The organism is Micromonospora chokoriensis (genome assembly GCF_900091505.1).
Taxonomy (GTDB): Bacteria; Actinomycetota; Actinomycetes; order Mycobacteriales; family Micromonosporaceae; genus Micromonospora; species Micromonospora chokoriensis.
The window spans coordinates 3,630,589-3,642,336 of record NZ_LT607409.1 but is presented as its reverse complement, the minus strand read 5'-3'; the positions used below and the strand labels follow the sequence as shown (position 1 = coordinate 3,642,336).

8 protein-coding genes are annotated in these 11,748 nt (G+C 70.4%); 5 read left to right on the top strand and 3 right to left on the bottom strand.

Annotated features, from left to right (window positions below):
- Positions 1–32 precede the first annotated feature (32 nt).
- Together GA0070612_RS17080 and GA0070612_RS17075 are read left to right on the top strand one after the other, a co-directional pair.
- Positions 33–1,493, top strand: coding sequence for an NAD-dependent succinate-semialdehyde dehydrogenase (locus GA0070612_RS17080; protein WP_088988795.1), 1,461 nt, complete (start codon positions 33–35; stop codon positions 1,491–1,493).
- Between the two features lie 64 nt (positions 1,494–1,557).
- Positions 1,558–2,781, top strand: a complete 1,224-nt coding sequence (locus tag GA0070612_RS17075) for an iron-containing alcohol dehydrogenase (protein WP_088988794.1) — start codon at positions 1,558–1,560, stop codon at positions 2,779–2,781.
- Positions 2,782–2,894: 113 nt separating this feature from the next.
- Here the strand turns inward: GA0070612_RS17075 and GA0070612_RS32515 are convergent, their stop codons facing one another.
- Positions 2,895–3,164, bottom strand: coding sequence for a DUF5996 family protein (locus GA0070612_RS32515; RefSeq protein WP_231924211.1), 270 nt, complete (start codon positions 3,162–3,164; stop codon positions 2,895–2,897).
- A 429-nt stretch (positions 3,165–3,593) separates the two neighbouring features.
- Between GA0070612_RS32515 and GA0070612_RS17065 the strand changes: the two genes are divergently transcribed.
- Positions 3,594–6,461, top strand: coding sequence for an immunoglobulin-like domain-containing protein (locus GA0070612_RS17065; protein WP_088988793.1), 2,868 nt, complete (start codon positions 3,594–3,596; stop codon positions 6,459–6,461).
- Between the two features lie 442 nt (positions 6,462–6,903).
- On the opposite strand, the gene GA0070612_RS17060 is transcribed toward GA0070612_RS17065, so the two are convergent.
- Positions 6,904–7,458, bottom strand: coding sequence for an SMI1/KNR4 family protein (locus GA0070612_RS17060; RefSeq protein ID WP_088988792.1), 555 nt, complete (start codon positions 7,456–7,458; stop codon positions 6,904–6,906).
- Between the two features lie 424 nt (positions 7,459–7,882).
- On the opposite strand from GA0070612_RS17060, the gene GA0070612_RS17055 reads away from it, so the two are divergent.
- Positions 7,883–8,368, top strand: coding sequence for an SRPBCC family protein (locus tag GA0070612_RS17055; protein ID WP_088988791.1), 486 nt, complete (start codon positions 7,883–7,885; stop codon positions 8,366–8,368).
- On the top strand, positions 8,365–8,997 hold the full coding sequence (locus GA0070612_RS17050) for an SRPBCC family protein (RefSeq protein ID WP_088988790.1): 633 nt from the start codon (positions 8,365–8,367) through the stop codon (positions 8,995–8,997). Before GA0070612_RS17055 ends, GA0070612_RS17050 begins: the two co-directional genes overlap by 4 nt.
- Before the next feature lie 67 nt (positions 8,998–9,064).
- Here GA0070612_RS17050 and GA0070612_RS17045 read toward each other — a convergent pair whose 3' ends face one another.
- Positions 9,065–11,740 carry an ATP-binding protein gene (locus GA0070612_RS17045; RefSeq protein WP_157742516.1) on the bottom strand — a complete coding sequence of 892 codons (2,676 nt, stop codon included), beginning with the start codon at positions 11,738–11,740 and terminating at the stop codon, positions 9,065–9,067.
- Between the last annotated feature and the right edge of the window lie 8 nt (positions 11,741–11,748).

The following is an 11,748-nucleotide window of genomic DNA, read 5'->3' as shown; positions in this document are numbered from 1 at the left end:
CACCATCAAGAAGATCACCAGGAGGCGGCGCAATGAGTGACCCGATGGACGTCCTGGCCCCCGAGCACCGGCGGCTCCGGATCGGCGACGCCTGGCGCGACGCCGCAAGCGGAGCCACCTTCGCCGTCGAGGACCCGGCCACCGGCAAGACCATCGCCGAGGTGGCGGACGCCGACGTCGTCGACGGGCTCGCGGCTCTGGACGTGGCGAGCACGGCAATGGCGGAGTGGGCTGCCACCCCGCCGCGGAAACGGTCGGAGTTGTTGACCGCGACGTACCGGGCCCTGACCGAGCGCTCCGAGGAGATCGCCCGGCTGATCACGCTCGAAATGGGCAAGCCGCTCGCCGAGGCGCGGGCGGAGGTGGCCTACGGCGCGGAGTTCTTCCGCTGGTTCGCCGAGGAGGCGGTACGCGTCGAGGGACGCTACAGCGCCGCTCCCGCAGGTGGATACCGCATCCTCACCGTGCCGAAGCCGGTCGGACCGTGCGTCTTCGTGACGCCCTGGAACTTTCCGTTGGCCATGGGCGCCCGCAAGATCGCCCCCGCGCTGGCGGCCGGCTGCACGACGATCACCAAGCCGGCGAGCCAGACGCCACTCACCATGCTGTTGCTGGCCCGCATCATGGAGGAGGTCGGCGTTCCCCCGGGCGTCGTCAACGTGGTGACCACCAGGCGTTCCGGCACTGTGGTCTCCGCACTGCTCGCCGACAGTCGGACCCGCAAGCTCTCGTTCACCGGGTCGACCGAGGTCGGGCGCGTACTGCTCCGACAGGCCGCGGACAACGTGCTGCGTACCTCGATGGAGCTGGGCGGCAACGCGGCCCTGATCGTGTGTGCGGACGCCGACCTGGACGTCGCTGTCGACGGCGCCATGGTGGCCAAGATGCGCAACATCGGGGAGTCCTGCATCGCGGCCAACCGGATCTACGTCGAGGAGCCGGTGCGGGAGGAGTTCACGGCGCGGTTCGCCGAGCGGATGGCCGCCCTGTCGGTGGGCCATGGTCTCGACGACGGCGTGGAGGTCGGGGCGTTGATCGACGACGCCTCGGTCACCGCGATCGCCGAGCTGGTCGCCGACGCTGTCGATCGCGGCGCCCGGGTCCTGGTGGGGGGCGAGCGTCCGGAGGGGCCGGGCCACTTCTACCCGCCGACCGTCCTCGTCGACGTACCCGAGGACGCGCGGATGCTGGAGACGGAGATCTTCGGGCCGGTGGCGCCGATCATCTCGTTCACGTCCGACGACGAGGTGATCGCGAAGGCCAACGACACCGAGCACGGCCTGGTCGGGTACGTCTTCACCCGTGACCTCCAGCGGGCGCTCCGGTTCGCCGAAGGGCTCGAGACGGGGATGGTCGGCATCAACCGTGGTCTCATCTCGGACCCGTCCGCCCCGTTCGGAGGCGTGAAGCAGTCCGGCATCGGTAAGGAGGGCTCGCACGAGGGCATCCTCGAATACCTCAACCTCACCTACGCGGCGATCGACCTGCCGTGACCGGCCTGCTGCTCCGGGCGTCCGCCCAGCACATCACCGCCGACGTTCCGAAAGAGGCACCGACATGCTTGAGACCGTCCGCGGACCACGCCAGCTGATTGTGGGCGAAGGGGTCGCGCAGAACATCCCGCGAGTGGTGGCCGAGAGTGGTTCGCGGGTCCTCGTCGTGACCGACCGGGTCCTCCTGGGGCAACCGGGCGTGGCCGAGATCGTGGCCGCCGTGCGGGAGAGGGTCGAGGCCGTCGAGGTGTTCTCCGACGCGACCTCGGACGTGCCGCTCACCGATGTCAGCCTGGCCGTCTCGGCCGCCGCCGAGGTGGACGCCGACGTCATCCTCGCCGTCGGGGGTGGCACGGTGATCGACCTCGCCAAGATCGTCGGTGTCATCCGGCGGCACGGCGGAACACCGCGCGACTACTACGGCGAGTCGAAGGTGCCGGGGCCCACGATTCCGCTGGTCGCGGTCCCGACGACGTCCGGCACCGGCTCCGAGCTCACACCTGTGTCGGTGTTGACCGACCCGGACCGCGAGCTGAAGGTGGGGGTGTCCAGCGTCCACATCGTGCCGGACTTCGCGATCGTCGACCCCGAACTCACGTACACCTGCCCGGCGACGGTCACCGCCCACTCCGGCATCGACGCGTTCTGCCACGCGGTGGAGAGCTACACCGCGCGAGCCCGGCCGCACGGCCCGCGCGACCCGGTGGAGCAGGTGTTCCTCGGCCGCAACCCGATCACCGACCACTACGCGCTCCTGGCCGCGGAGCGGATCGCCCGCAGCCTGCGTCGTGCGGTCCGGAACGGAGGCGACACGGACGCCCGGGCGGACATGTCCTACGGCTCCATGCTCGCCGGGCTCGCCTTCTCCCATGCGGGCAACGCGGCCCCGCACGCTCTCCAGTACCCCATCGGCGCGGCCACCCACACGCCGCACGGCCTGGGCGTCGGGTTGCTCCTGCCCTACGCGCTGGACGCGGCCAGAGACGCCATCGGCGACCGGTTGGCCGTCCTTGCCGGGGCGTGCGGGCTCGACGTGGCCGGCGCCTCGGATGCCGAGGCCGCGGACACGTTCCTCACCTGGCTCGACGGGCTCCTCGCCGACATCGGCATCCCTCCCACCCTGGCGGACATCGGCGTGGCACGCGCCGACCTTCCGCGCTTCGCGGAGATGGCCAGTGGCGTCACCCGCCTGATCCAGAACCATCCGGGCCCGACCGACACCGCCAGCCTGACCGCGATCCTCGACGCGGCCTGGACCGGAGACCGGACCCGACGCGTGACGACCTGACGTCGAGCCGAGGCGTGAGCGGTCACGCCTCGGCGCGGTGAGTCCGGGCTTCGATTTCGCCGACTTCACCATGCCGTGAGCGCCTCGACGGGCGTCCACTCAGCGCGCCTGTTTCACGAGTGCCGGCCTCCCGGAGTATTGGCACGGTGCCACCGGAGGGGGTCGTCCTCCAGCGCGGAGCGGTCCCAGTTCCCGAGGCCGGCGGCGGCCTCGTAGGTGGTGCGGAGGAACTCGGCGACCGCGCGGTCGGGGTCCGGTGCGGCATGGTGATGTCGTTCTCCGGCCCGCCGGAGCCCTCGTCGAGGTAGGACGGCCCGGGGCCGACCTCGCCGAGCCAACCCGCGTCCGCCTGCGGGCCCCGTTCGCCTCCATGATCGCCACACTGCGATCGATGACCCCCTGGGTGTGGCTAGGCCCGGGACCGGTTCAGGGTGCAGTTGATGTACATAGCGCGCAAACCAGTGAAATCGGGCTTCTCGATCGCCGGCGCGGTCATGAGAGGGCCCTTCCTGGTCATCGGTCGCGCCCTCGGCTCGCCGGTCGGCTATTCGGCGCTCATCGGCGAACGAACAGTGACACCACGTCACACGTCATCGTGACACCACACCACTGGGCCGCGACACACCGCGTTGACCTCGCCGCACCCCGTAGTTAGCGTTAACACGCCCGTCCAGTTTGGAGTGACGTCCGTCCCGGTCAAGGAGGATCAATTGCGACTGCGACAGCCAAGACCACGTCCCAGACCACGTCGGAAGGGTAGAGGTGTCGCGGTCCTGGCACTGGGTGCGCTTCTCTCGGTCTCGATCGCGCCGATGCCCTCGTACGCCGCCGATGACCAGCTCACCGACGGCCTGGTGCACCATTTCGCCCTCGACGAGACCAGTGGGACGACGTTGGTCAACTCGGGTAGCGCGGGCGCGGCGGCGAACGCCACGCTCGTGAACCCCGGGAAGGCGACCTTGACCGGCAAGGGGGTCAGGTTCAACCCCGGCTCCTACGAGAGCGCCCTCGACGGCGCATACGTGGCGCTGCCGAAGGACATCACCGCCGGCATGTCCAACCTGACCGTGGACTACGACGTGTGGGTCGACCCGGCGAACGTCGGCGAGCACCAGATGTGGGGTTTCGGCCGTAAGTCCGGCTCGTGTGACGTCGACACCGGCGCCGAGGGCGCCATCTTCGCGTCGAACACCCAGCGGTTCCGCGTCGCGGTGGGCCCGACGAACATCCAGCAGAACCGGGTCCGCATGCTCGAGGGAGCGTGGACCCATGTCACCTACACCCAGTCGTTGAACTCGGACGGAACGAGCTGGACCGGCCGGGTCTACCTCGACGGTGTGCTGCACGCGACGTCGACGAACCTGACCACAGCACCGTCGGTGAACGCCGCGGGGACCAACTGCAACTTCCTCGGTCGCTCGCAGACATCGGGCCACTACTCGTTCCGCGGCACGATCCGGGACTTCCGCGTGTACGACCGGGCGGTGAGCCTCGACGAGACGCTCGCCCTGGCGGAGCAGACGGTCTCCGACGGCGTACGCGCCGACGCCGCGGCCCTCGACCTCGGCCGGACCAGCGCTGTCGTACGCGACCTCGTCCTGCCCAAGGTGGGCTCCGTGGCCGGCTCGACCGTCACCTGGACGAGTTCGGACCCGTCGGTCGTCGAGGTCGACACCCCGCCGGCCGTCCCCAGCGCACGCAAGGTCGCGGTGACCGGCAGGATCACCCGGCCCGCCCAGGGACAGCCCGACGCGACAGCCACGCTCACGGCGACAGTCCGCAAGGGCGCCCAGCAGGTCGTCACCCGGGAGATCCCCGTGGTGGTGAAGGCCGAGTTCGACGATGCGCAGGCTGTCGACCGGGACGCCTTCGACCTGGCCCTGGACGCTACCGGCGGCGTACGCGGCAACCTCGACCTCGCCGACAGGGGCGAGTTCGGATCCACGATCACCTGGACGTCGAGCACCGGCCTCGTCACCCCGACGGGAGAGGTCAGCCGCCCGGCCTTCGGCCGCGCGGATGTCACCGCCACCCTCACGGCGACCATCACCAGGGGTAAGGCGTCGCAGAAGAAGTCGTTCCCGGTGACCATCACCGCCATGCCGCGCTCGGAGGAGTACGAGCGGTACTTCATGGGGTACTTCAAGGGGGAGGGAATCGCCGACGGCGAGCAGATCATGTTCGCCACGTCCAACGGCAACACCGCTCTGGACTGGACCGGTCTGACCGGAGGGCGACCGTCACTCATCTCCCAACTGGGCGACCAGGGGCTTCGTGACCCGCACATCGTCCGCTCCCCCGACGGCGACACGTTCTACATGATCGCCACCGATCTGAACTGGTACGACCAGGGCGGGTACGCCATCAACGACACCCAGTACATCGAGGTGTTCGAGTCGCACGACCTGGTGAACTGGACCCCGCAGCGGCACGTGAAGGTCGCGCCCGACAACGCGGGCAACGCCTTCGCACCGGAGTCGCTGTGGGTCGAGGAGCTCGGCGCGTACGTGGTGTTCTGGGCCCAGTCGCTGTGGAACGACCCGGTGAACCGCACCGGTCAGGGGAACGCCCAGATGTGGTACGCCACGACGCGAGACTTCACGACGTTCTCCGCTCCCCAGGTCTGGCAGGATCCGGCCCCGTTGTCGCGCATCGACACGACAGCGATCCGGGTCGGTGACCACTACTACCGGGTGACCAAGAACGAGGCCGGCAACCAGGGGTCGGACATCTTCTCGGAGAAGCACACCGACTTCCTGGACAGCGACATCGACAACTGGACGTTGGTCGCGCCGGCCCTGGGGCGCACGACGTGGGTCGCCAACCAGGGGTACGAGGGGCCGGTCGTCTTCAAGGCCAACCCCGGTGACACGGCCTGCCCCGGCCAGTTCTACCTCTGGGGTGACCGGTACACGAACGGTGGCGGGTACCAGGCCGCGTGTCACGAGAACATCGAGGCGCCGACGTGGAACGCCAAGGCGATCACGATGACCAACGCGGGTGTCGTCCGTCCGCGTCACGGGACCGTGATCCCGCTGACCGTCCGCGAGTGGAACGACATCCGCGGAATCCCGAACAGCGACGTCACGACCACCACCACGGTGGCTGTCGAGCCGTACGCGGGCGTGGCTCAGACGACCAGGGCCACCGTGACGGTCACGGCAGCCGACGGGTTCGAGACCGGCGGTCAGGTACGGGTCAGCATCGGCTCGTGGTCGAAGCTCGCCCACCTGAGCGACGGTGCGGCCAGCGTCACGCTGCCGACGGGTCTGCCCGCGGGTGCCCGGACGGTCACGGCCGAGTACCTCGGCTTCGACTACCTGAAGGCGTCGGAGGGTACGGCGTCGTTCGAGGTGCCCTCCGGAACGGCCGCCGTCAAGGTCAAGGCGAAGGCCACGCCGCCGTCGGTTGTCCGCGGGCAGACGTCCAGACTGACCGTGACCGTCGGGCCGGCCGGCGGGCCGAAGCAGCACGCTCCGATCCCGACCGGCGAGGTCACCGTCACCTTCGGCGGCACCGCGCACGTCGTGCCACTGGCGCACGGCAAGGCCGTCGTCGAGTTGGAGACGGCCGATCTGCGGCCGGGAGCCTACCGGGTCCACGTCGCCTACTCCGGCAACCCGACCTACCGGCCGCACGCCGCCGACCACCAGAAGGTGACGGTACGCAGGGCGCCGTAGCCACCCGAGGAGACGCGACACAGTAGTGGGCGGGCGAGATCCATCTCGCCCGCCCACAGTGTTGTCGAGGCGGCGTCGACGGCTCGGCTCGACCGGCCGACTCTGTCGACGGATCGCGAGTTCCGTGACGCGTCGGTCGGTGAGTGGGCGCACGTCCGCTCGATGAGCTGGCTCGGACAGTCGTGCCTGTTGACCTCCCGCAGGCAGCGATCGACGAGTGCCGTCACGGCCCGCGCGCGGGGCAGTGCGGTGTCGCGGGTACGTCCCAGCGCCTGAAAACCTACTTGGCCTCAGCCGGTGATCCGGCCTGGACGCCGCTGCACACGACGCCCGCCCACCCGGACCTACCGCGACTGGCAGCGACCCACCAGGGAGAACGTGGACGTCCGGGTGTGGTCGGGCGTCATCGGGTCACCCGGCGGCCGTGACGCTCGGCCAGAGATCAGGCAACGTCGAACCAGGGCTTGCCGGCCGCCCAGTGCCGAACCCACCCGACGAAACCCGACGCTGCGGTGGTGTGGCCGAACTCCGCCCCGAAGGGCATCGCCCCCTCACCGCTGATGTTCCAGATGTGCCCGCGATGCGGGCCGGTCACGACGAGATGCCAGTACATCCCGCAGCCGTCCGTTCCGAGCACGATCGAACCATGGTCGAAGACGGCATCGAGCAACGGCTCGATCTCCTCCGACGGCCGGGAGTCCTCCTCCCACAGCCACGCCTCCGTCAACGGGAACGGAGCCGCCACGTCGCGCACCGGACGGTCGTCACCCCAGTCGTCGGGCATCTCGGCCACCCCGAGAAGGCCGAAGTCCGGTGGCCCGGACAACGACCCGTCGGTGATCTCCGCGACGAAGGTCCGGTACGGCTCCGGCAGCACGATCCCATGCTCAGCTTCGAAGGCGTACACGCCTGGCCAGCCCAGTGCGGACTCACCGGCGTCGTCCACCAGGAAGGCGGCTCGAAGGTCGGCGAGATCCGAAGGAGTGTTCGCGTTCATGACGCGTAGTCGTACCACGACGGACCCGGCCGTGCGCGACCTCGTCGTGTGGCGGTCCGTTGGCCAGGAGGTGGGAGCTCGTCCCTGCCGAGCTGGCGGCCAGGGACAATCAAGGCCATGGGGCACCGGTCCGTCAGATGGGCATGGTCGAAGGGGATCCGACCGCCACGCCGGCCGTGAGCCGGATGGAGGGCTGCGCAGTTCTCACGCAGGCACCGTCGAGACGCGGGGGCGACGCCGCAGCACGTCGGCGCTGATCCGCTCCCCTGGTTACGCGTTCGGGTCCCCACGCAGCGCGAACTAGGCAAATCTTGCCGATGTGCGGCGGCTGCCGTCTTGGCACGATCGCTTGTGCCGGGTGTGGATCTAGCGGCTCGCGCACGCCCGGCGTTCCGATCGTCAGTGACCGCGGAGGGGCTTCACGATGGAGAACATGACGGACGCCGACGAGGTCGGCATTGACCTGTCGGCGCCGGTGGTCAGCCGCCACAGCGTCGCGGTGACCGCGTCCGCGGAGACCGTGTGGCGGATCCTCACGGACATCGACGCGTGGACGACCTGGTTGCCGGAAATCCCGTACGCACGTGTGGAGACACCCGGGCCGCTCGCGCCGGGCTCGGTGTTCCGCTGGTCCGCCGCGGGCATGGAGATCGAGTCGACGATTCTTCAGGTACGGCCGCAGGAGCGCCTCGTCTGGCGGGGGTACGGTGACGGGCCGGACGGCGTCCTCGGCGTGCACGTCTGGGCGCTCACTCCGGCCGGCGACGGCGTCGAGGTGTCGACCGAGGAGTCCTTCGCCGGCCCGCCCGTCGATGCCGACAGTGCGTCGTTCCAGGAGGGCCTGGACACGACCCTCGCCATGTGGCTGAGTCGGCTCAGGCGCACCGCCGAGGCGGTGAGCGCTCCATGAGGAACCGGGTGGTCGCCGTCGCGACGGCGGCGGTCGTCGCTGGCCTCGTGGGCGGCGTCGGTGCACCGGCTCGGGCCGAGGCCAGCGGTGGGGGCTCCGACCGCGCGGCGGTGCGATGTGCGGGACAGACCGTCGACACCGCGGCGAAGATTCGCTACCGGACGGAGACGACGATCGACGCACCGCTACGGACCATCTGGAGAATCCAGACCGACGTGCATCGCTGGCCGTCGTGGCAGGAGCCGGTGCTGTCCAGCAAGCGGCTCGATCGTGGCCCGCTGCGTCCCGGTTCGTCGTTCCGGTGGACGACGTCGGTGCCCGAGACCGCGTTGAATCCCGCCACGACCCTCGTCGTCACGTCCACTGTCCGGCAGCTTCAGCACCAGAGGTGCCTTCGGTGGGACGGCCCGGCGATCGGTGCGGGGTTGCGCATCGACGAGGGTGTTCACGTGTGGACGTTCACCGAGGTCGACGGACGGGTTCTCGTGCGTACCGAGGAGACGTGGCGCGGTGAGCAGGTGGAGCAGGACGTCGCATTCTCCACAACGGCTCTCGGCGAGGGTCTGAAGACGTGGCTGACGGAGTTGAAGACGCTGGCCGAACAGGAGTGTGAGACGGACCGGCGCTGACGCCCTTCAACGGCCCCGCCGGTCTCCCACCGGCGGGGCCTTTCGTCGCGCGATCGGCCCGGCCCCGTCAGCGGAGGAGTTCGCGCAGCTGGCGGCGTGAGCTGATGCCCAGTTTGCGGTAGAGGTTCCGCAGGTGGGCATCGATCGTTCGCGGGCTGACGAACAGCAGCGCGGCGACCTCCTTGGTGCCCGCGCCGGAGGCGACCTTGCGGGCGACGAGTAGTTCCCGTGCGGTCAGCCCGGCGAGCGGATCGGCGTCGTCGGTCAGGGTCGGCTCACCGATGGCATCCAGTTCGCGGGCGGCGCGGGCGGCGAACCCGCGCGCTCCGATGGTGCCGAGCAGATCGTGTGCGGCGCGCAGCTCCACCCGCGCCTCGGTCCGGCGGCCGACCCGTCGCAGCCACTCCCCGTAGAGCAGGCGGGCACGCGCGTAGTGGACCCGCATCCTGCTCCCGGCGAGCCGGCTGATCGCCTCGCGGTAGTGGTCCTGTGCGCCGAGCCCCGGGTCCAGCACCGCACACGCCAACTGGTGCGCGCCCGTGGTCCATGCGGTCGGGTTGACCCGTGCGACGTCCCCGATCCACTGAGCCGAATCCTCGGCCTCCTCGGGGCGTCCGACGTACGCGGCGGCTTCGACCAGCTCCTGGTGGAAGGCGGTGACAGCGTACGCGCCGCGCCGGTGCTGATCCCGCACGAGCAGCAACGCGGTCAGCGCTGCCCCGTGGTCGCCGCTGCCGTTGCACAGCACGGCGTCCGCGTAGTGCAACGCGGCCGGGTTCACCCCTGCCCAGCCGCGCAGCCTCTCCCGAATCTCCCGGAACCGGGCGGCGTCGCCGCTCCACGCCGCGAGCATCAGGTCGGACCCGACGAGGTTGGAGGTCCCCGCGGCCTCGTCGACCGCGCGCGCCTCGATGATGCAGACGTGCGCGTCGGCGAAGCGACCCACGATCGTCCGGGCGACCGCCTGGAATCGCAGCGCGTGGGGAAGGATCGCGTACGCGCCCTGCGCCCGGGCGAGTTCCACCTGACGGTCGACGATCTCCTCCATGGCGTCGCTGTCGCCGAGGTCGACGCTCAACACGCAGGCGCGTTCCATCCACCACGGATCCGCGTCGGGCGTGCGGGCGTGCTCCCGGAAGGCGTCGACGGTGCGGCGCATCAGGGGGATCGCCTCGTCCGCCGGGCGGAGGTTCTGCTCGACCAACGCCTGCAACAGCAGATCGACCGGATGTGGCGGCTGACGCTGCGGTACCCGCTCCCGGATGTGCAGGGCGAGCCGCCGTAGCCTCCCGGGCTCGTCGACGCTGAACATGAGCGACGCGAAGGCCTCCAGGTACGTCTCGCGGACCTCATCGGGGGCCATGACGTCGGCCGCGTCGATGAGGGCGATCGTCGCCGGGATACTGCGCGCCACGTGATAGTCGATCGTCGCGCGCAGCAGCCGCGCAGCGCGGCGGTCGGCCCGGTCCGGCTGGAGCCGCTCGGCCTCGTCCACGAGTTCCCGGGCCGTGGAAGGCGCGCCCGCACTCAACCGTGCCCGGGCCGCGCCCAACAGACGGCGCACCTGCCTCGACCGGTCCGGTGTCAGTCGGGCCGCGCGTTCGAGAAACGCGGCCACGGCCGCGAAGCCGCCGCGACGTTGTGCCCGTCCGGCCGACCGTTCCAGCTCCGCCGCGGTCTCCTCGTCCGGCCCGGTGATCGCGTTCGCCTGGTGCCAGGCGCGGCGGTCGGGATCGGCGTCGACGTCCGTAACGGCGGCGAGCGCCGCGTGTGCCTGCCGTCGCGTTCCGGCCCCGGTCGAGCGGTACACCGCTGAACGCGCCAGCGGATGGTGGAAGTGCACCCGGGGGCCGATCACCAACAGGCCGCTGTCCTCGGCTGCGGCCAGATCCGATTTGTCCAGTCCCTGGACCACCATGGCGCGCCGTAGCAGAACGAGGTCGCCGGTCGGCTCCGCAGCGGCCAGCACCAGAACCGAACGCGCGGGTGCCGGCAGCCGCCGGAACCGACTCACGAACCGATGTTCCACCGCGCCGTGCCCGGCGTCGCCGGGTAGTCCGAACGGCCCCGCGTCGCGGGCGAACTCCACCAGCGCGAGAGGGTTACCGGCCGCTTCGGCGAGAATCCGTTGCACGATCGCTGCCTCGTGGCCCAACGGTGTCCGGTACCGCAGCAGGGTGAGAGCCTCCGAGTCGGTGAGCCCGCCGAGGGTGAGGGCGGGTAGGCGACCGAGCTCCGACACCGTGGCGGCGTCGCGGGCGGCGAAGACCATGGCGACCCGCTCCTCCGCCACGCGTGCCGCGACGAACGCCAGCACCTGCCGCGAGCCGGCGTCGATCCACTGCACGTCGTCGACAGCGCAGAACACCGGCCGGCGCCGGCCTACGGCACTGAGCAGGCCCAGGACGGCCAGGCCGACCAGCATCGGGGTCGGAGTGACCCCGGCGTGCAGCCCGAACACCGTGTCGAGTGCGTTGCGCTGCGGCGCGGGAAGTCCTTCGCGGTGGTCGAGCACGGGCGCGCACAGCTGGTGCAGGGCCGAGTAGGGCAGTTCGCTCTCGAACTCGATACCACCGGCGCGCAGCACCTGCCATCCGTCCAGCCGTGAAGCGGCCTCACCGATGAGCGTCGACTTGCCGATCCCCGCCTCACCGACGACGAGCATCGCCCTGCCACGGCCCTGCGCCGCGGGTACCGTCGCCGAGGCGATCTCACCCAACTCCGTCTCTCGGGCGACGAACACCCCTGGCC

What these genes read in the sequence shown, in the direction of transcription:
- GA0070612_RS17050 (WP_088988790.1), top strand. Translation starts at nt 8,365, where the DNA reads ATGAGGAACCGGGTGGTCGCCGTCGCGACGGCGGCGGTCGTCGCTGGC.
- GA0070612_RS17080 (WP_088988795.1), top strand. Translation starts at nt 33, where the DNA reads ATGAGTGACCCGATGGACGTCCTGGCCCCCGAGCACCGGCGGCTCCGG.
- GA0070612_RS17065 (WP_088988793.1), top strand. Translation starts at nt 3,594, where the DNA reads ATGCCCTCGTACGCCGCCGATGACCAGCTCACCGACGGCCTGGTGCAC.
- GA0070612_RS17075 (WP_088988794.1), top strand. Translation starts at nt 1,558, where the DNA reads ATGCTTGAGACCGTCCGCGGACCACGCCAGCTGATTGTGGGCGAAGGG.
- GA0070612_RS17060 (WP_088988792.1), bottom strand. Translation starts at nt 7,458, where the DNA reads ATGAACGCGAACACTCCTTCGGATCTCGCCGACCTTCGAGCCGCCTTC.
- GA0070612_RS17055 (WP_088988791.1), top strand. Translation starts at nt 7,883, where the DNA reads ATGGAGAACATGACGGACGCCGACGAGGTCGGCATTGACCTGTCGGCG.